At 51.2% G+C, this 19,659-nt stretch carries 16 protein-coding genes; 5 read left to right on the top strand and 11 right to left on the bottom strand.

What is annotated here, in order from left to right:
• The first annotated feature begins 549 nt into the window (after window positions 1–549).
• Complete coding sequence (proP, locus tag HV229_RS23120) at window positions 550–2,052, top strand: glycine betaine/L-proline transporter ProP (RefSeq protein ID WP_016155405.1); 1,503 nt, start codon at window positions 550–552, stop codon at window positions 2,050–2,052.
• 82 nt (window positions 2,053–2,134) lie between these two features.
• Window positions 2,135–2,224 carry an LpxT activity modulator PmrR gene (gene pmrR / locus HV229_RS23115; RefSeq protein WP_016155406.1) on the top strand — a complete coding sequence of 30 codons (90 nt, stop codon included), beginning with the start codon at window positions 2,135–2,137 and terminating at the stop codon, window positions 2,222–2,224.
• Here the strand turns inward: pmrR and pmrB are convergent.
• From pmrB to melR, 7 genes are all read right to left on the bottom strand, one after another.
• A complete protein-coding gene (gene pmrB / locus HV229_RS23110) occupies window positions 2,218–3,300 on the bottom strand; it encodes a two-component system sensor histidine kinase PmrB (RefSeq protein WP_016155407.1) in 1,083 nt (360 codons plus the stop codon). The genes pmrR and pmrB overlap by 7 nt on opposite strands.
• Window positions 3,301–3,969, bottom strand: a complete 669-nt coding sequence (gene pmrA, locus HV229_RS23105; protein WP_016155408.1) for a two-component system response regulator PmrA — start codon at window positions 3,967–3,969, stop codon at window positions 3,301–3,303.
• A gap of 4 nt (window positions 3,970–3,973) precedes the next feature.
• Window positions 3,974–5,611: a phosphoethanolamine transferase EptA gene (eptA, locus tag HV229_RS23100; protein ID WP_181546491.1), complete on the bottom strand. Its 1,638-nt coding sequence runs from the start codon at window positions 5,609–5,611 to the stop codon at window positions 3,974–3,976.
• Window positions 5,612–5,756: 145 nt separating this feature from the next.
• Window positions 5,757–7,094 (bottom strand): arginine/agmatine antiporter, encoded by a 1,338-nt coding sequence (gene adiC, locus HV229_RS23095; RefSeq protein ID WP_016155410.1) that lies wholly within the window; start codon window positions 7,092–7,094, stop codon window positions 5,757–5,759.
• Window positions 7,095–7,221: 127 nt separating this feature from the next.
• Window positions 7,222–7,983: an AraC family transcriptional regulator gene (locus tag HV229_RS23090; protein ID WP_016155411.1), complete on the bottom strand. Its 762-nt coding sequence runs from the start codon at window positions 7,981–7,983 to the stop codon at window positions 7,222–7,224.
• 315 nt (window positions 7,984–8,298) lie between these two features.
• The gene (gene adiA, locus HV229_RS23085; RefSeq protein WP_181547748.1) at window positions 8,299–10,566 is read right to left on the bottom strand and encodes an arginine decarboxylase; all 2,268 of its coding nucleotides are present in this window, start codon (window positions 10,564–10,566) and stop codon (window positions 8,299–8,301) included.
• 277 nt (window positions 10,567–10,843) lie between these two features.
• Window positions 10,844–11,776, bottom strand: coding sequence for a transcriptional regulator MelR (gene melR, locus HV229_RS23080; protein WP_047499581.1), 933 nt, complete (start codon window positions 11,774–11,776; stop codon window positions 10,844–10,846).
• Window positions 11,777–12,045: 269 nt separating this feature from the next.
• On the opposite strand from melR, the gene melA reads away from it, so the two are divergent.
• From melA to HV229_RS23065, 3 genes are all read left to right on the top strand, one after another.
• Complete coding sequence (gene melA, locus HV229_RS23075; RefSeq protein WP_049259806.1) at window positions 12,046–13,401, top strand: alpha-galactosidase; 1,356 nt, start codon at window positions 12,046–12,048, stop codon at window positions 13,399–13,401.
• Between the two features lie 92 nt (window positions 13,402–13,493).
• Window positions 13,494–14,924 (top strand): melibiose:sodium transporter MelB, encoded by a 1,431-nt coding sequence (gene melB / locus HV229_RS23070; protein WP_049282259.1) that lies wholly within the window; start codon window positions 13,494–13,496, stop codon window positions 14,922–14,924.
• A 2-nt stretch (window positions 14,925–14,926) separates the two neighbouring features.
• Complete coding sequence (locus HV229_RS23065; protein WP_181546489.1) at window positions 14,927–15,181, top strand: SemiSWEET transporter; 255 nt, start codon at window positions 14,927–14,929, stop codon at window positions 15,179–15,181.
• Window positions 15,182–15,207: 26 nt separating this feature from the next.
• Here the strand turns inward: HV229_RS23065 and HV229_RS23060 are convergent, their stop codons facing one another.
• The 4 genes from HV229_RS23060 to HV229_RS23045 form a co-directional block, all read right to left on the bottom strand.
• Window positions 15,208–15,825, bottom strand: coding sequence for a DUF2238 domain-containing protein (locus tag HV229_RS23060; protein WP_019077832.1), 618 nt, complete (start codon window positions 15,823–15,825; stop codon window positions 15,208–15,210).
• Window positions 15,826–15,972: 147 nt separating this feature from the next.
• Window positions 15,973–17,619 carry a class I fumarate hydratase FumA gene (gene fumA / locus HV229_RS23055; protein ID WP_016155418.1) on the bottom strand — a complete coding sequence of 549 codons (1,647 nt, stop codon included), beginning with the start codon at window positions 17,617–17,619 and terminating at the stop codon, window positions 15,973–15,975.
• Window positions 17,620–17,715: 96 nt separating this feature from the next.
• Entirely contained in the window at window positions 17,716–19,056 is a 1,341-nt protein-coding gene (gene dcuB / locus HV229_RS23050; RefSeq protein ID WP_003031873.1) for an anaerobic C4-dicarboxylate transporter DcuB, read from the bottom strand.
• A gap of 118 nt (window positions 19,057–19,174) precedes the next feature.
• Window positions 19,175–19,477 carry a hypothetical protein gene (locus HV229_RS23045; protein WP_131341598.1) on the bottom strand — a complete coding sequence of 101 codons (303 nt, stop codon included), beginning with the start codon at window positions 19,475–19,477 and terminating at the stop codon, window positions 19,175–19,177.
• Between the last annotated feature and the right edge of the window lie 182 nt (window positions 19,478–19,659).

The raw sequence follows: 19,659 nt of genomic DNA, 5'->3' as shown, positions 1-19,659 counted from the left end.
CCCAGGGATATTGCGTCTGGAATTAGTTTGCATTCATGGGAACATTGATTCAATCAAAATAAAACGATGTTTTAGTTATCTTCATCACATATTCCGAGCAAAAGTTCCTGAGTGCTCTGATTATTAAAAAAGCTGTGATCTTTTTGTGAAGAGATTAGGTGGGTTTTTGGCTAGCAGAATAATAGTGACTGTTGTGATTGTTGGTGCAACAAAGCGATTTATTCTTGTATTTAATTGCCAGAAAATCGCAAGCATTACATGTAAAAAAGTTGACTAAGAATGACCTGATTTACGCATGTTGACGAAATGGAAATCTATATGTGAAGTTGATCACAAATTTAAACACTGTTAGGGTAAAGAGGTCATTAACCGCCCAATCAGGCGTCAACAGGTTCGGTTGTACTGCTCGTTTCTCGTCAGTGTAAGTAAACCTGCTACGCTTGTTACAGGGAATGCGTCTGTGCATTCCCCGCTCGGTGATGACCTTGACGCAGGGGCGTTGAGGGACTCGATCTGTAGCGTGACAGGGCTAAGTCTATGAGGACGAGTATGCTAAAAAGGAAAAAAATAAAACCAATTACGCTGCGCGACGTTACCATCATTGATGACGGTAAACTGCGAAAAGCCATTACCGCGGCGTCGTTAGGTAATGCGATGGAGTGGTTTGATTTTGGTGTTTATGGGTTTGTTGCTTACGCATTAGGTAAAGTGTTCTTCCCGGGGGCTGACCCCAGCGTACAGATGGTTGCTGCACTTGCCACCTTCTCTGTTCCCTTTCTGATTCGACCGCTTGGCGGATTGTTCTTCGGTATGCTTGGCGATAAATACGGTCGTCAGAAGATCCTCGCTATCACCATTGTGATTATGTCGATAAGTACCTTCTGTATCGGTCTTATTCCCTCGTATGCCTCGATTGGTATCTGGGCGCCGATTCTGCTGTTGCTGTGTAAAATGGCGCAGGGGTTCTCGGTCGGCGGAGAGTATACCGGGGCGTCGATTTTTGTCGCAGAGTACTCGCCAGACCGTAAGCGCGGATTTATGGGCAGCTGGCTGGACTTCGGCTCGATTGCCGGGTTTGTGCTGGGTGCGGGCGTGGTAGTCCTGATCTCAACTATTGTCGGCGAAGAAAACTTCCTTGAGTGGGGCTGGCGTATTCCGTTCTTCCTGGCGCTACCGTTAGGGCTTATTGGTCTGTACCTGCGTCATGCACTGGAAGAGACTCCTGCGTTCCAGCAGCACGTGGATAAACTGGAGCAGGGCGATCGTCAGGGACTGCAGGACGGTCCGAAGGTGTCGTTTAAAGAGATTGCGACCAGGCACTGGCGCAGCCTGCTGGCATGTATTGGTCTGGTGATTGCCACCAACGTCACCTACTACATGCTGCTCACCTATATGCCGAGCTACCTGTCGCATAACCTGCATTACTCTGAAGACCACGGCGTGCTGATTATTATCGCCATCATGATTGGTATGCTGTTTGTGCAACCGGTGATGGGTCTGCTCAGCGACCGCTTCGGGCGCCGTCCGTTTGTGATTATGGGTAGTATTGCGCTGTTTGTGCTGGCTATTCCGGCATTTATTCTGATTAACAGTAACGTCATCGGCCTGATTTTCGCCGGGTTGCTGATGCTGGCGGTGATCCTCAACTGCTTTACCGGGGTGATGGCGTCAACGTTACCAGCGATGTTCCCGACGCATATTCGCTACAGTGCCCTGGCCGCAGCGTTTAATATCTCGGTATTGGTCGCCGGTCTGACACCGACGTTGGCCGCATGGCTGGTGGAAAGCTCGCAGAATCTGATGATGCCTGCTTATTATCTGATGGTGATTGCGGTGATAGGTTTAATTACCGGCGTGACCATGAAAGAGACGGCTAATCAGCCGCTGAAGGGGGCTACGCCTGCCGCTTCGGATATTCATGAAGCGAAAGAGCTCCTCGGCGAGCACTACGATAATATTGAGCATAAAATCGAAGATATCGATCAGGAAATTGCTGAGCTGCAGCTTAAGCGTACGCGCCTGGTGCAGCAGCATCCGCGGATTGATGAGTAATCATGTGATTTATCATATCCACTTAAGGTTGGCTTAATCTGTGTCAGGCAAACTCTCCTCCAGAGTATCGGAGGAGAGTGTCATGAAAAACCGCATTTATGAAAGTTTGACCACCGTGTGCAGCGTGCTGATCGTCAGCAGCTTTTTGTACGTTTGGGTGAGTTCTTACTGACCTTTCGCTAATTCCACCCAAGCGCGAGTGCCGGTGGTTCCCTGACGATTTTGCAAATAGAAATGCCCGTGATGTAATTGGGTGATACGACTGACAATGCTCAGCCCCAGCCCAATCCCGCCAAAACGGCTGTCCATACGCACAAACGCTTTACTCAGCTCCCCGCATTTACTCTCATCAATGCCTGGGCCTTCATCTTCGACGGCGATAACGGCATCATGCTCTGTATTCAGGCTAATCGTAATATGGGTGCCTTCCGGGCTGTAACGATGCGCGTTCTCCACCAGATTTCGCAGCAGCATTCGTAATAGCGTCGCATCGCCACGTACGACAACGTCCGCCGTGCTTTGCGGTAGGAGCAGCGTCTGCTGACGCTGGTCCAGCATGGTGCTGAGTTCATCGTAGGAGGGCAAAATCACGTCCTCCAGCAGTTTGACGTGCTGGTAGCTCCCGGCCGAGAACGACTGTCCAACGCGGGCGAGTTGCAGCAGTTGCGACACGCTGTCCATCATTTGGTCAAGGCGGGCGATTAACGGTGAAACGTCGACCTTATGGGTTTTGGACAGTAATTCCAGATGCAGGCGAACGCCTGACAGTGGGGTGCGCAGTTCGTGGGCGACATCGGCGGTAAATAAGCGTTCGTTTTCAATGGTGCTCGTCAGCCGCGTCACCAGCTCGTTGAGCGCTGAGACGACCGCCTGGATCTCAACGGTTGAACTGTGAACTTCAATCGGAGCAAGGTTATCGGCTGCCCGCGTTTCTAACTCTTTTTGCAGATCCGCCAGCGGGCGAGTAATACGCCGCACTGCCTGGTAGCAAATCAGCAGCGTCAGGCTGACCATAAAGATACCGGGGACGATCAGGCTGGCGATGGCCTCGCGGATTTCATGCAGGATGTGGCGATCGTTGTTACGATTTTCGCGTAACGCCTGTTCGAATAGCTGTATTTGTTCGGTGCTTTCGTGCCACAACCAGAAGGTGCTAATCAACTGGAAGACCAGCAGAATAAGACCGATGGTCAGCATCAGGCGATGACGCAGCGGGAGCGGTTTTTTTAGATATTGCAGTAGCTTCACTTAGCTTTCCTCAGTGGCAACCAGCATATAGCCAAATCCCCTGACTGTGCGGATACGTGATTTACCCACTTTGTCCCGCAGGTTGTGAATGTGTACTTCCAGCGTATTGGTCGACGGTTCGTTATCCCAGCTGTAGATGTCGTTATACAGGATCTCCCGGTGTACCGGGCTGCCCGCTTTAAGCATCAGGCGCGACAGGAGTGCGTATTCTTTCGGCGTTAAGATAACCTCTTGTCCATCCATCCACACCTGGCGACGACCGATATTCAGCGTCAGGTTACTGACAATGAGTTCACTTTCACCCTGATTGTTATGACGACGCAGCAGCGCCCGGATGCGGGCATGCAGTTCTTCCAGTGCGAACGGTTTGACCAGATAGTCATCGGCGCCAACGTCCAGCCCGCTGACCCGGTCTTTCACCGTATCGCGGGCGGTGAGGATAAGCACCGGCACGGTGTATTTTTTCTGTCTGATGCGGTTCAGGAAGTGCAGGCCGTCTTCATCCGGTAAGCCCAGGTCCAGAACCACCAGACTGTAATGGCCGGTCTCCAGACACTGCTCCGCGGCACGGGCCGTTGATACGCCGTCGCAGGCATAGCCTTCTGTTTGCGCGGCGAGTATCAGTCCCTGTAATAACAACGTATCGTCTTCAACAATCAGAATTTTCATTCGTTTAGCCTCCCCGGCAGGGTTGCAGAATATCATCTGCCGCCTGATATTTCTGTGTTTGCACGCCTGTTAATCCCAGCAGGGTTGAGAAGAGATTATCCTGTGAGAAATCCTCTGAGCTTGCCCGTTTTTGCAAACATGTCTGAGAGACTTGATAGCGTTGCTGATAATCTTCTGAGAGCCACAGCAGCATCGGCACATGTTTTTGCGTATCTGGCGCAATCGAATATGGCAGGCCGTGTAAATAGATGCCATTTTCCCCTAAGGATTCACCGTGATCGGAAAGGTAGACCAGGCTGGTGGTGAAATTATCTTGATGCTCTTTCAGTATATTGATTGCTTTATCAACAATATAGTCGACGTAAAGAATGGTGTTGTCATAGGTATTGACCAACTGTTGCTGTGAACAAGTCTGGATTTCGTTGGTGTCACAGGTTGGCGTAAATTTCTTGAACTGCGCAGGATAGCGGTTGTAATAGGTCGGACCGTGGCTGCCGATGGTGTGCAGCACAATCACGCCGTCGCCTTGCAGGTTATTAATGTACTCTTCCAGCCCGTGGAACAGCACGTCATCGTAGCATTCCCCGTCAATACACTGCCCTGGCAGGTTCAGCTTAGTCATATTCTGGTGCGGTACCCGGTCGCATGCCCCTTTGCAGCCGCCGTCGTTATCGTTCCACAGAACGTTAATTCCCGCCCGCTGAATAATGTCGAGCACGCCTTCCTGATGCTGCGCCAGTTCTTCATCGTAGTGCGCGCGTGGCATTCCCGAGAACATGCAGGGGACAGATACTGCCGTTGCCGTTCCGCAGGATGTGGTGCGGGGGAAATAGACCACATCATCTTTTTCCAGCAACGGGTTGGTCTGGCGCGAATAGCCTGACAGCGAGAAGTTATCGCCGCGTGAGGTCTCGCCGAGCACCACAATCGTCAGGTTCTTACGCTTTTCTTTCACCATCAACGGATTGCGATGGGCGTCTTCGCCAATGCGCACCAGCGGCAGGTGGGCCAGCCTCTGGTGTGAATACCAGGAAGAGGTCGCCACAATGCTGTTGGATGGGCTGAGGGATTTCACCAGTTCTTTATTGTTGCGAAACAGTGAGGCGTAATCTTTGTAGAAGAACGCGGCGACCAGCACGATCAGCAGCGCGGAGATCAGAATATTCGCGCCACGGAACAGTACGCTGCGCATGGCCGGGGCGATCGGTTTGATTCTTACCCAGCAGGCAATGAGCGCGGCGAGAATGCCGCTTACTCCGAGCGTGATGAGCATTTGCGGCGTCAGCAAAGCAAAGGTTTCGGCGGGTGTGGTGTCCATCATATTGGCGATCATCGAGCGGTCAATGATGATGCCGTAGGTCATGATGAAATATTGGGCCGATGCGCCAACCAGAATGAAAACGCAGGCCACCAGGCGATTAAGCCACAGGAATGAGGCCAGCGTCAGCACAATGTTCATGACGCTGAAAGCGACGACCGGCATCGACAAAAACACCAGCAGGTTGCGCACGGAATCCAGGGGCAGTTCTTGCAGCACTTGTTTATAGAACGCAATGTTCAGGAAAGTCGCAAGATAAAATGAGATCAGGAGAAGCCAGCTGATTAGCCCAAGAGTGGGTCTTTTAAACAGGAGCTTTAACATTAAGGGGGTTCCATCGACTAAGTGGTACAAATCCTCTCAAAGTAAAATTAAGCCAACCTTAAGTTCTTAATGTTGATTTCAGGAATCGCGGGGGGCGGCGTTGGCCCGATGGCCTTACACCATCGGGCAACGACGACTGTTTGTGTTAGTTATTGTTTACCGGAGCATCCAATGGATATGGGTTTTTATGGATCCGATTGTAGTTCAGTGCATACAGCGCGGTGATGATCATCAGTGTGACGAATGACCACATCACCTCTTTGGCACCGGAACCGACAACCGCCCAAATGCAGTAAACAAAAGCGATAAAGGTCACCAGTAAGTACATCGGACGCGCTTTACCAAAGTGACCATGGCCGAGCAGCAGCAGCGCGGCGCAGGTGTACAGATACGGCACCAGCGTGAAGATAACGGAGACCGAAGAGACCAGACCAAACTCTTTCGCAGCGTTTGGCGACATGCTGCTGAACTGGAAGATGGTCATCAGAACGCCGACGATAATTAACCCGGCTACCGGCGTACCGGCTTTGTTAACGCGGGCAAAAATCGGTGGGAACAGGCCGTCATCGGCTGCCGCTTTGGCGGTTTGCCCGGCAAGCAGCGTCCAGCCGCCCAAGGAACCAAGGCACCCGGCCGCGGCACAGAAGGAGACAATCGCCCCAGCGGTGTCACCCAGCGCCATGCGTGCGGCATCACCGAACGGGGAGGCTGAAACACGCAGCGCCGCGTTAGGGATCATACCCATAATCGCCGTGGTGGAGAGCACATAGCAAACGGCGGCAATCAGCACGCCGCCCATGGTGGCGATAGGCACGTTACGTTTGGGATTTTTAACCACACCTGCCGCGACGGAGGCGCTTTCCACGCCGATAAATGACCACAAGGTTACGTTCAGAGTGCTTTGAATCGCACCGAAGGTGTTCATGCCGCTGACGTTCCATGCCGCCATATAGGTTTCACCCCGGAACCAGAACCAGCCGAAGACGGCAATACCGACAATTGGCACCAGCGCCAGTACCGTTGCGACGGCCTGTACACGGGTGATCATTTTTGGTCCGACAATGTTCAGCAATACGAAGATCCACAGTACCACGACGCAGGTCAACGTCAGGACCAGCGGATCTTTTAAGATGGGGAAGAAGTAGCTCAGGTAACCGACGCCAATAACCACCATGGCGATGTTACCAATCCAGCAAGCCAGCCAGTACAGGACGTTGGTCTGGTAGCCCAAAAAAGGACCGAAACAGCGGCGGGCATAAGCGTAAGAACCACCGGGACTGGAGTCTAAGGACGACATTTTCGCGTACACCATCGACAGCGCCAAAGCACCGATAATAGTGACCAACCATCCGTAGATTGCAATCCCGCCAGTTGACGCAAGGTTTGCGGGTAGCAGGAATACACCGGAACCCATAATATTCCCCGACACCATAAGGGTGACGGGGATTAAGCCCACTTTGTGAGCATCAGCATCCGTCGACATATTTAGTAACTCCTGATAAGGATAAATGACGTCTTATCATACCTCTTCAGAAGACTATTTTATGATGGCGGACTGGGGGTATCGCTAATGCTGATATTATTATGGCTTATCGCTAACTGATTAAAAATCAGGCAGCGGATGGCTCCCTATGTTGACTGACATAATGCAGAGGCGTCATCCCATAGAACTCTTTGAATACGGAAATAAAGTACGAGGTACTGTTATATCCGCACAGTTGAGAGACCTGGGAAATGTTTTTGCCATCCATCAATAATTGATTAACGGCATAACGCATGCGACACGTGGTAATTATTTGGCTGTAACTTGTATTTTCACTTTTGAGCTTTTTCTTTAACAAACTGGGGCTCAGGCATAAGCAACTGGCAACCATGCTTAAATTCCAGTCTTTATGTATATCGCTCTCAATAATGTGATAAACGCTGTCGCTGATACGACTGCGTAGTATATGCATGAGCAGAGAAATAAACTTTTTGCTGCCGAGAAAGCGTGATAACACCGTGAACAGTAGCGAGCGCGTGCGCACACTTTCACCTTCGTCCATTGTGTCCATTACGCTATATTGGGCAGCCACCCGGAAGACATCCGGCGTCAGACAGACGGCGGTCATCACTGGGTTGGCACTGCGTTGCCAGAGTGGGATCTGTGAAAGGTCTTTATTTAAAAAACGTAGATAGTCTTTAATGATATCACGGCTGATATGTACGACCAGTGCGTTATTAAGTGATGAGAAATCGATAATATTATTATCGCATGCTACCAGCGCCATATGATTAGCTTTTAAGCTGATGGCTTCTTTACCGTTAATCCTTAACCAAACATCCTTCTCCGTTAATACAACAACACAAGCTGCTCTGCTGCAAACCCTCATACCCAAACTCCAGGAATATGAACATAAAACACCGTAGCTCACCATCAGATGAACCATATCGGCTAAATTGAAATTGTATGATGAATCCAGGACCGCATTAAAATAACGTGTCTGAAATTAATTACAATGTTTGGTGGGATTTTTCTTATGTACACTTTTTTTTACGCAAGTGGAAACGTGATATTTGCGTATAAAAAAAGCGCGGGGTGGTCCCGCGCAAAAAGGTATGACAATGTTATTGTTTTGCAGCAATACTCAGGAATTACTCAAGCATGACATGTCTACCTTAAAAATCGGACTATCTATAAAGTGACATTATGCTTTCACGCACATGACGTGATATACACCGTCAATAATTTCCGTTCCTTCGGTTTCATGTTCAAATCCAGGGAAGTGGTGGTCCCAGGACTGCAACGAACGTAGATAACTAATCTGCGGGCTATTGGCGTCGCCAAAGTTTTCCCCGGACAGCAGCATTGGAATTCCCGGTGGGTAAGGAATCACGGAATTCGCAGCTATACGACCCGGCAGATTTTCAATGGCCACCATCTCAACGTTATCGCTGACTATCGCGTTATAGGCTTCACGCGGGGTGATTTCAGCAACGGGCAGGCCGGAGTAGGCCGCGTTGAGTCGGCTGCCAGGGTTATTCTCTTTCAGCCAGGCAAACATGGTGTCGCCCAGATCGTGAATGCCCATGTTGGCGTAAGTGTCAGGATGTTCCTCAACCAGTTCTGGCATCACCTGCGCCAGCGGTGTATTGGCATCGTAATGGTGTTTGAATGAGCACAGGGTATTGATCAGCGTGCCCCATTTCCCACGGGTAATCCCCATTGAGAACAGGAACATAATCTGGAAATCGGTGGTACGGGTCGGCACGATACCGTGGCGGCCAAGCCAGGCGGTGACCAGCGCTGCCGGTACGCCGCTCTCTTCCAGTTCGCCATCATCGCCCATCCCCGGCGCCAGAATACTGACTTTGATTGGGTCCAGCATGCTCCAGTTATCCGGCAGGTCTTTAAACCCGTGCCAGGATTCACCCGGACGCATCACCCAGCAGTTCTGGTCAGTGGTCAGGAGTTGGGTTGGCGCATCGGCAAAGTCATAGGTTTTGCCGGTTTGCGGGTCAGTTACCACTTCTTTGTTCCACGGTTTGAAGAACCAGTCGCCTTCGGCGGAAAATTCTTTGTACAAACGCGCCATAGCCTGACGGAAATCGACCGCTTCGTCGATCACTTCCTGGGTGAGCGACAGACCGCTGTTGCCGTCCATCATGGAGACCGCCACGTCGTTTGATGCGCAGATGGCATACAGCGGAGAGGTGGTGGCGTGCATCATGTACGCCTGGTTAAAGCGGGAGAAGTTCACGGCCCCACGACCTTCACGGACGTGAATGTAAGACGCCTGAGAGAGCGCGTTCAGCAGTTTGTGGGTCGAGTGGGTCGCAAAAACGGTAGGACCGTTATGATCGCCCGGCGCGCCACGCATAGCGTAGTGATCGGCATAAATTGGGTTAAAGCGAGCATAGCCGTACCAGGCCTCATCGAAGTGGATGCGATCGCTGGTTTGCGCGAGCAGGTCCTGGGCCTCTTTGGCGTTGTAGCAAACACCGTCATAAGTACAGTTGGTCACAACGCTGTAAGACGGTTTTTGCCCGGCCTTGCCCTTGGTCAGCGGGCTTTCGCTGATTTTTTTCTGCAATGTTTCAGGTTGCATTTCTTGCGGGTAGATAGGGCCGATAATGCCGTACCGGTTGCGACTTGGCACCATGTACACCGGTTTTGCGCCGGTGAGGATCAACCCCTGCTCGATAGATTTGTGGCAGTTACGATCCAGCACCACGACGTCGTTTTCGGTCATACAAGCCTGCATGATGGTGCGGTTAGAGCCGGAAGTCCCGACCACTACGGACCAGGAGCGGTCAGCGCCAAACACGCGGGCGGCATATTTTTCGCTCTCGCCAAATGCGCCGGTATGATCCAGCAGTGAGCCGAGCGATGCGCGTTCAATACCCATGTCGCTACGGAATAAGTTTTCACCGTAGTAATCATGGTAAAAACGACCCGCCGGCGTTTTGGTAAATCCGACACCGCCCTGGTGACCAGGCGCCGCCCAGGAGTATTCATGGATGTCGCCGTACTTCATCAGCGCGCTGAACAGTGGCGGCAGAAGCTGCTGGCGGTAACGGGTCATCGCCGCAACGGCACGTCCGGCAATAAAGTCTGCGGTATCTTCCATAATCCAGGCGAATTCATCGACAAGCTCCAGCAGGTCGCGATCCAGCGATGCGGTGGCTTTTTCGCGATCGCCCAGCAGGAAAACGGGAACGTTTTGCTGGCGCTCGTGGAGCTTGCCGATCAATTGCCTGACGTTCAGGTGCTCGTCTTGTTGTTCCATTTGATAGCTGAACATCAGGCAATCAATGGCTTCATTAGCGGCGAGGATTGCGTAACCATCGTCGAATGAGGTGGACTTAATGACGGTAACATTTTGGCGGCTTAATGCGTCAGCCAGACGTTCGACAGCGCTACCGACCCAGGTGTCCTGATGCAGAAACTCACTTTCAACAATTAATACTTTCATCATCTTTTACCCGGTTGTGGAAAGGTTGCAATTTATGGATTGCAGACACACCGTATGAATGTGACGCAGGCAAGTATTATCCTGACAAAATGGGCTGTAAAGCGGGTGATAAATAGTCTGATTTGTGTTTAATTTGTTTTTAAACAAATGGTTATGTTTGCTTATTGGCGATTTTTCACCGCTGTTTATCGACAGGGGGAATATTTTTTTGGCTGATACTGATATCGGCGAACGATAGGGATCGTAGGCTGGGGTAACGCCGGTGGTTTCTGGCTGCTCAGCCAGCCATTGTTTGCCGGCGCTGCTGGCTCAGTTTGCGGTACTGCTGCGGCGACATGCCGACAAACTTGCTGAAGGTGTCATAAAAACGGCTGCTGGATCGGAATCCGGCGGTCAATGCGACGTCAAGAATGGTTTTATCGGTATCGCTAAGCAATGCGCGGACGTGATTGATCCGCATTGCGGTGATGTACTGCTTCATGGTGAGTTGCATCACGCGCTGGAAAATCCCCATCGCGTAGTTAGCGTTGAGCTTCACGTGTTCCGCGACGTCGTTGATAGTGAGCACCTGATCGTAGTTATCGGCAATAAAACTCAGCATCTGGCTTACGTAAAACTGGGCGTGCCGCGAAACGCTGTTTTTGTGCGTCCGTGAAGTTTTATTGACCAGGATTGGCTGCCAGCCGGAAAGGCTAAACCGCTTGAGCATCAGACCAATTTCATCAATGGCGAGCTGGCGAATTTGCTCGTTCGGGTTGCTCAGCTCCTGTTGCCAGCGCTGAACTTCAAAGGTGCTTAGCTGCTGCGATGCCAGCGATTTGATGACCATGCCATGGGTAACGTGGTTGATCAGTTCGCGATCCAGCGGCCAGGAAAGGAAAAGGTGCATCGGTAAATTGAAGATAGCCATGCTTTGGCAACGGCCCGGACGCGTGAGCTGATGCGGCGTACAGGCCCAGAAAAGCGTAATGTGTCCCTGTTTTATCTGCACCACTTCGTTGTTGATGAGGTACTCAACGTCGCCATCAAACGGCACATTAATCTCCACCTGCCCATGCCAGTGGCTGGCAGGCATAGCATGCGGTGAGCGCAGCTCAATATCCATCCGTTGATATTCTGAGTACAGCGACAATGGGCTGCGGGTTTGCTCTTCATCGCTGCTGCACATGTGCGGATCGGGGGGAAGAGGCGATGTCGGTAATGTACTCATGGTTGCTCCATTTCCTGAATTATCAGAATCATGTCATTTGCTGCGCATTAAGGCTGAGAATCAGGACACAAATCGGACCGATATCATTGAGCATAGTGAGATTTTGGGGCCGCATACTCTGCTTTTTGTGCAATTTTGTCCCATAAACTCAGATCCAGTATGGGACAAAGAGGCGATCTGAGTTTATGGGAATGCTCGCCAGGGAAGTCGGAAGTTTTCATCTATGCGCTGTGCCACCATGATTGTGTTCACTAATGTTCTGGAGAGTCATGATGTCTGCACCCAAAATTACCTTTATCGGCGCCGGTTCCACGATTTTCGTCAAAAATATCCTCGGGGACGTCTTTCATCGCGATGCGCTGAAATCTGCGCATATCGCCTTGATGGACGTCAATCCTACTCGGCTGGAAGAGTCACACATTGTGGTGCGTAAGTTGATGGACTCAGCGGGCGCGTCCGGGCGTATCACCTGCTATACCGATCAAAAAGCGGCATTGCAGGATGCTGATTTTGTGGTGGTCGCTTTCCAGATTGGTGGCTATGAACCTTGTACCGTTACCGATTTTGCGGTGTGTAAACGTCATGGTCTGGAGCAGACGATTGCCGATACGCTGGGGCCAGGCGGCATTATGCGCGCGCTGCGCACTATCCCGCATTTATGGCAGATTTGTGAGGATATGACCGAAGTCTGCCCGCAGGCCACCATGCTTAACTACGTTAACCCGATGGCGATGAACACCTGGGCAATGTATGCGCGCTATCCGCATATTAAGCAGGTTGGATTGTGTCACTCGGTGCAAGGGACAGCGGAGGAGCTGGCCCGCGATTTGAACATCGACCCGGCCTCTTTGCGCTATCGCTGCGCCGGGATCAACCATATGGCGTTTTATCTGGAACTTGAGCGTAAAACGGCTGACGGTGCTTATGTGAATCTCTATCCGGAGCTGCTGGCGGCCTATGAATCTGGTCAGGCGCCGAAACCGAATCTTCACGGTAATACCCGTTGTCAGAACATTGTGCGTTATGAAATGTTCAAAAAGCTGGGCTATTTCGTCACTGAGTCGTCGGAGCATTTCGCGGAATATACGCCGTGGTTTATCAAACCAGGGCGTGAGGATCTGATTGAGCGCTATAAGGTTCCACTGGATGAGTATCCAAAACGCTGTGTGGAACAGCTGGCGAACTGGAACAAAGAGCTGGAAGAGTACAAAACGGCGGCGCGGATCGAGATTAAACCGTCACGTGAATATGCCAGCACTATCATGAACGCTATCTGGACCGGTGAACCGAGCGTGGTGTATGGCAACGTTCGCAATGACCATCTGATCGATAACCTGCCGCAAGGCTGTTGCGTGGAGGTGGCTTGCCTGGTCGATGCGAATGGTATCCAGCCAACGAAGGTGGGTACTCTCCCGTCACATTTAGCGGCCATGATGCAAACCAATATCAATGTTCAGACCCTGCTAACGGAAGCCATTCTGACGGAAAATCGCGATCGCGTTTATCACGCGGCGATGATGGATCCGCATACCGCCGCGGTATTGGGGATTGAGGAGATTTATGCGCTGGTGGACGACCTGATCGCGTCTCATGGCGACTGGCTGCCGGCCTGGTTACACCGTTAACACACCATTACGCCGGGCAGAGCATCCGGCGTTTAACCTCTGACGTTTCCTCTAACAGAAGGCGGGCGCTGGTAACGGCGACCCGATACCCTATGAGCATCTCTCTGAAAACAAAACTCAGTTACGGATTTGGAGCGTTTGGTAAGGATTTCGCCATCGGTATTGTGTACATGTACCTGATGTATTACTACACCGACGTGGTGGGATTATCGGTGGGGCTGGTCGGAACGTTGTTCCTGGCGGCAAGGGTCTGGGATGCGGTAAACGATCCCATCATGGGCTGGATTGTGAACGCCACCCGGTCGCGGTGGGGAAAATTTAAACCCTGGATCTTACTCGGTACGCTGGCGAACTCATTGGTGCTGTTTTTGCTTTTTAGCGCACATTTGTTTGAGGGCACTGCGCAAGTCGTATTTGTCTGCGTGACGTATATATTATGGGGAATGACCTACACCATTATGGATATTCCATTCTGGTCGCTGGTGCCAACTATTACGCTGGATAAACGCGAGCGTGAACAACTGGTGCCGTTCCCTCGTTTCTTCGCAAGCCTGGCTGGGTTTGTCACCGCGGGGGTAACGCTACCCTTTGTGAGCTATGTTGGCGGGGCCGATCGCGGCTTTGGTTTCCAGATGTTTACGCTGGTGCTGATTGCATTCTTTATCGTTTCTACCGTTGTTACGCTGCGTAATGTGCATGAGGTTTATTCGTCAGATAGTGAGGCAACGGCGGACAGCAGTCGTCTTGGGCTGAAAGCGATCGTTGGGCTCATCTATAAAAACGACCAGTTATCCTGCCTGCTAGGCATGGCGCTGGCTTACAATATTGCCGCCAATATCATTGCTGGCTTTGCCATTTACTATTTTACTTATGTGATTGGCGATGCAAGCCTCTTCCCGTACTACATGTCTTACGCAGGAGCGGCAAACCTGCTGACGCTGATTTTCTTTCCTCGATTGGTAAAAGCGTTGTCACGACGGATCCTGTGGGCTGGGGCATCCGTGCTGCCGGTGCTCAGCTGTATCGTTTTGCTGGTGATGGCGTTAGCCGGTTTTCATAACATCTTACTCATTGTTATTGCTGGTATTTTACTGAATATTGGTTCAGCGCTTTTCTGGGTGTTGCAGGTCATTATGGTGGCGGATACCGTTGATTACGGCGAATACAAACTGAATGTACGTTGTGAAAGTATCGCTTATTCAGTGCAGACGATGGTGGTAAAAGGAGGGTCTGCATTTGCCGCTTTCTTTATCGCAGTGATACTTGGGGTGATTAATTACGCGCCGAATGTCGCGCAGTCTGCAGAAACCATTGTTGGTATGCAATTCATTATGATCGCGCTACCTGCACTCTTTTTTGTGGTGACCTTAGTCCTTTACTTCCGCTTTTACCGACTGAACGGCGACACGCTGCGCAGGGTCCAGATTCATTTGTTGGATAAGTACCGTAAGGTGCCGCAGCAGCATGAACAACCGGATATCCCGGCTATTGCGATAGTCACCCCAGGTGATGTGAAGGCGTAGCTATGGAATGGCATTCGTGGATTGGGTATTTGGCGGCTAGCCTGACGACGCTCTCATTCTTACCGCAAGCGATTAAGGTCATTACCACCCGCAACACGCAGGGTATCTCCGGTTTAATGTATGTAATGTTTGTGTGTGGGCTGGTGTTGTGGCTGATTTATGGATTATTGATTGAAGATACTGCCGTCAGCATGGCGAACTTTCTGACACTCCTGTTCGCCTTGCCGATTCTGGTTATGAAGTCTCGCAATGGGTAGGGCAGATTGCCGGATAAGCGTCAGCGCTATCCGGCAGTTTTTAACTGTCTGTTGTGCCAGCCCGCCAACACGAGCACCGTGGTTAGCGCACCGAGCAGGGCGCAGAACATATCCGACTGGGTATCCCACGGGTCGCCCTGCGTCCCGAGAAAATCATCCGCTCCCTGACCCATCGCCAGCGCCGCCCACCATTCGATCAGCTCATACATCGCGCTAATCGCCAGCGCCACGCAGCAGACCAAAAATGCCAGCATTTTGCGGCCACGAACTATATTACCGCGCACTAAAATCTCTCTTGCCGTCAGGGCGGGCACCAGACCCTGGAAGAAGTGACCCAGCTTGTCATAGGGGTTACGACTGAGATCCAGCCACTCCTGAACCTGAAAACCGACAGGGACTTTAGCGTAGGTATACATACCGCCGACCATCAGAATGATGGCGTGCAAGAAAATGAGCGTGTAGAGCAAGGGCGTCAGCGGGTAGCGCTTCACGGTCGCCAGCAACAGTGGGACGACAATAATGACCGGCGTAACTTCCATCAGCCAGGTGATTTTCTCCGTGGCTGAGATACCGGTGTAGATAAGTATTAGCGCCAGAAGCAGCGCGCCAGAGTGCAAGATTGTGGAGTTCAGTGTGCGGAGCATGGCGAATTCACAAGTAATGGAAAAGGTTACTATTCCCTGTGAGCGGCAAAAATTCAACGCCAGTAAATGGGGGGATAAAGTTGGCCCGGGGGGATCACTGGACTGACGCCAAAAATCTGTTGTCAGTCCAGTGCCGGGCCGAATGGGTTACTTCGCGCAGTTAGCGCATTGTTTGCTGACGATTTGCTGGAAGAAATCGTTGCCTTTGTCATCGACCAGAATGAAAGCCGGGAAATCTTCGACTTCGATTTTCCAGATAGCTTCCATACCCAGCTCCGGGTATTCCACGCATTCCAGATGTTTAATACTCTGCTGCGCAAGTACCGCTGCCGGGCCACCAATGCTGCCTAAATAGAAGCCACCGTGTTTGTGGCAGGCGTCTGTCACCTGCTGGCTACGGTTACCTTTTGCCAGCATGATCATGCTGCCGCCGTGAGACTGTAGCAGGTCAACATAGGAGTCCATACGACCCGCAGTGGTTGGCCCTAAAGAGCCGGACGGATAACCCGCAGGTGTTTTGGCCGGGCCCGCGTAGTAGATAGGGTGATCTTTCACGTACTGCGGCAGACCTTCGCCGGACTCAATACGTTCTTTTAGCTTCGCGTGGGCAATATCGCGACCGACAATGATGGTGCCGCTCAGCGACAGACGGGTAGAAACCGGATACTGAGAGAGCTGAGCGAGGATCTCTTTCATTGGGCGGTTAAGGTCAACTTTAACCACTTCACCTTCGCCTGCCTGGCGCAGCGACTCCGGAATGTACTGGGCTGGGTTATGTTCCAGTTTTTCGATCCAGATCCCTTCGCGGTTAATCTTGGCCTTGATGTTACGGTCTGCGGAGCAAGACACACCCATACCAACCGGGCAGGATGCGCCGTGGCGAGGCAGGCGGATCACGCGGATATCGTGCGCGAAGTATTTCCCGCCAAACTGGGCGCCGAGGCCGAGTTTCTGCGCTTCTTCCAGTAGTTCCTGTTCCAGTTGCAGATCGCGGAACGCCTGGCCGTGCGCATTACCTTCAGTCGGCAGTGCGTCATAGTAGTGTGTGCTGGCCAGCTTCACCGTTTTCAGGGTGCTTTCCGCTGACGTGCCGCCAATGACGAATGCAATGTGGTACGGCGGGCATGCTGCGGTACCCAGCGTGCGCATTTTCTCAACCAGGAAGTTTTTCAGTTTGCCGGGCGTGAGCAGCGCTTTGGTTTCCTGATACAGATAGGTTTTGTTCGCTGAACCGCCGCCTTTGGCCACGCACAGGAATTTGTATTCGTCACCATCCACGCTGTACAGGTCGATTTGTGCGGGTAGGTTGGTGCCGGTATTCACTTCTTTGTACATATCCAGCGCCGCGTTTTGCGAGTAGCGCAGGTTATCTTCAATATAGGTATTAAATACGCCCTTGGAGAGTGCCGCTTCGTCGCCGCCACCGGTCCAGACGCGCTGACCTTTTTTACCCATGATAATTGCCGTACCGGTGTCCTGGCAGGTTGGCAATACGCCTTTAGCCGCGATTTCGGAGTTTCTCAGGAACTGCAGCGCTACGTATTTATCGTTTTCGCTGGCTTCGGGATCATGGAGAATTGAGGCGACTTGCTGTTGGTGTTCAGGGCGGAGCATGAAGGAGGCATCGTGGAAGGCTTGTTGGGCCAGTAGCGTAAGTGCTTCAGGGGCTACTTTCAGGATTGTTTCGCCTTCAAACTCGCCGACGCTGACGTGATCGGAGGTCAGCAGGTAGTACTCAGTTTTGTCTTCCCCCAGTGGGAAAGCCGCCTGATAAGTGAATTCAACTTTTGACATTTGCTTCCAGCCTTTTCATTTTTCTCAGGAATTTTAAAATTCTCTGTGTCTTGACGGTGGCGTGCCGTTCCAAAGCGGACGGCACGCGCACTGTAATTACAGGAAACCGTACATTGCAGCGAAGATCCAACCAAAGACACAGGATACGCTCACGCCGATCAACCCAGGTAGAATGAAGCTGTGGTTGATAACGAAACGGCCAATGTGGGTGGTGCCGGAACGGTCAAACTGAATAGCCGCCAGATCGCTCGGGTAAGTCGGCAGAATGTAGTAACCGTAACATGCCGGAGCGGAAGCAACGATGTACGCTGGATCAACCCCAATTGCCAGTGCGACCGGAACAATCGCCGCCAGCGCCGCAGCCTGGGAGTTTACAAATTTGGAAACCAACAGCAGAACAATTGCATAGGCCCACGGATACTCTTTCACCATATTGCCCAGCACACCTTCGATTTCCGTCATGTGCGCGCCGAACATTGTTTCGGCCATCCAGGCAATACCGTACACCGCCACAATCGCGATCATACCGGAACGGAAGACTTCGTTTTTAGATATTGAAGCGGGATTGGTCTTCGTCAGGATAATAATCAGCGCACCGGTCAGCAGCATGAACATCTGGATAACCAGTACCATTGACAGCGGTTTGCCGCTGAAGGTAGGGCGCAGCTCAGAGAACGCGCCGAGCACGGCAACAACGGCGATAGCGGCAAGGAAGATCCACATGGCCAGCCAGTTGCTTTTCGGCAGCTTTTTGTCTAACAGTGTGGCGGTATCGCCATAAACGTAGTTGTGGTTTTCAGGAACGGAAATAAACTTCTGGAACTCTTCATCTTTATCCAGATCTTTACCGCGGAACCAACTGAAGATACCGATCGCCAGGATACCCAACAGGGTAGACGGGATAGTGATGCTGAGCAGGTCGAGGAATTCAAGATGCTTGCCTTCAAACGTTACGTTACCCAGCATTGCGACCAGTGATACAACGGCCACGGACACCGGGCTGGCGATAATCCCCATCTGCGCACCGATAGAACTCGCCGCCATCGGACGTTCCGGGCGAATATTGTTCTTAATGGCAACGTCATAAATGATTGGCAGGATGGTGTAGACCACGTGGCCTGTACCGCAGAGAATCGTCAGGGTGCAGGTAACGAACGGGGCGACGATGGAAACGTATTTTGGGTTACGGCGCAGCAGCTTTTCAGCGATTTGCAGCATAACGTCAAGGCCGCCGGAGGCTTGCAAGGTTGCCGATGCGGCCACCACGGCAATAATAACCAGCATTACATCTACAGGTGGTTTACCCGGCTGGAGATGGAAAACGAAAACCAGAATGACCAGGCCGATACCGCCTAATAAACCCAGCGCGATACCGCCCTTTCTGGCACCATAAAACAAACATATTAATATTATAAGAAGTTGTATACTAAATAACATTTTATTTACCCTCGCGAAAAAACCAGTCAATTTTTTGAAAAATGGATCTGTGCCACATTCTTTTTTGCCGGAATAGGCATCAAAAAATGGTCAGTATTCGATATGTCCGTATTTGCGATTAATGTTCAAATGTCTTGCTAGAATGTTTTTTTAACGTTATGGCGATATTTAGCTTTTTTCTGTGGCTTTGATCAGAGGAGAGAATCCTCAGGCGATGGGAAGCAGAGCTGGACATGGAGAGCTGCGGTTGACGCTGTAATTTATCTGTTTTGCGTTTTCCGCTATTTCGTGAACCACCGACAGAATGGGTGAGTAGGTTATTTGTGTGATCACGCTCACGCCATTTCATAATGTGATGAGGTTGGCGTGCGGATACTTTTATTTGCTCACAAAAATGTACGGTGTCCATGGTACGTAGCATGGTCTCCATTGCTACCAATCTAGATTTTGTATGTCTGGTTAATTTCAGACTAATCCTTTATGGGTAAAAATACACACTCTGCGAGATAGATAATACTTAATTAACTTTTGTTAGCGATTTTGAAATTAAAAACAGTGTGACGTTAATCAATATTAAAATAATACATTTAACATGCTGGATAC

The sequence above is a fragment of the Citrobacter sp. RHBSTW-00524 genome, from assembly GCF_013747755.1.
GTDB lineage: Bacteria > Pseudomonadota > Gammaproteobacteria > Enterobacterales > Enterobacteriaceae > Citrobacter > Citrobacter braakii.
Note: the sequence above shows the minus strand (reverse complement) of the source record. Positions and strands in the feature narration are given on the sequence as shown.

Bases quoted from the DNA above. Each gene is read 5' to 3' on its own strand.
- melA (WP_049259806.1), top strand. From the start codon at position 12,046: ATGATGTCTGCACCCAAAATTACCTTTATCGGCGCCGGTTCCACGATT.
- pmrR (WP_016155406.1), top strand. From the start codon at position 2,135: ATGAAAAACCGCATTTATGAAAGTTTGACCACCGTGTGCAGCGTGCTG.
- HV229_RS23090 (WP_016155411.1), bottom strand. From the start codon at position 7,983: ATGAGGGTTTGCAGCAGAGCAGCTTGTGTTGTTGTATTAACGGAGAAG.
- pmrA (WP_016155408.1), bottom strand. From the start codon at position 3,969: ATGAAAATTCTGATTGTTGAAGACGATACGTTGTTATTACAGGGACTG.
- melB (WP_049282259.1), top strand. From the start codon at position 13,494: ATGAGCATCTCTCTGAAAACAAAACTCAGTTACGGATTTGGAGCGTTT.
- adiC (WP_016155410.1), bottom strand. From the start codon at position 7,094: ATGTCGACGGATGCTGATGCTCACAAAGTGGGCTTAATCCCCGTCACC.
- proP (WP_016155405.1), top strand. From the start codon at position 550: ATGCTAAAAAGGAAAAAAATAAAACCAATTACGCTGCGCGACGTTACC.
- HV229_RS23060 (WP_019077832.1), bottom strand. From the start codon at position 15,825: ATGCTCCGCACACTGAACTCCACAATCTTGCACTCTGGCGCGCTGCTT.
- melR (WP_047499581.1), bottom strand. From the start codon at position 11,776: ATGAGTACATTACCGACATCGCCTCTTCCCCCCGATCCGCACATGTGC.
- eptA (WP_181546491.1), bottom strand. From the start codon at position 5,611: ATGTTAAAGCTCCTGTTTAAAAGACCCACTCTTGGGCTAATCAGCTGG.
- adiA (WP_181547748.1), bottom strand. From the start codon at position 10,566: ATGAAAGTATTAATTGTTGAAAGTGAGTTTCTGCATCAGGACACCTGG.
- fumA (WP_016155418.1), bottom strand. From the start codon at position 17,619: ATGTCAAAAGTTGAATTCACTTATCAGGCGGCTTTCCCACTGGGGGAA.
- dcuB (WP_003031873.1), bottom strand. From the start codon at position 19,056: ATGTTATTTAGTATACAACTTCTTATAATATTAATATGTTTGTTTTAT.
- HV229_RS23065 (WP_181546489.1), top strand. From the start codon at position 14,927: ATGGAATGGCATTCGTGGATTGGGTATTTGGCGGCTAGCCTGACGACG.
- HV229_RS23045 (WP_131341598.1), bottom strand. From the start codon at position 19,477: ATGCTACGTACCATGGACACCGTACATTTTTGTGAGCAAATAAAAGTA.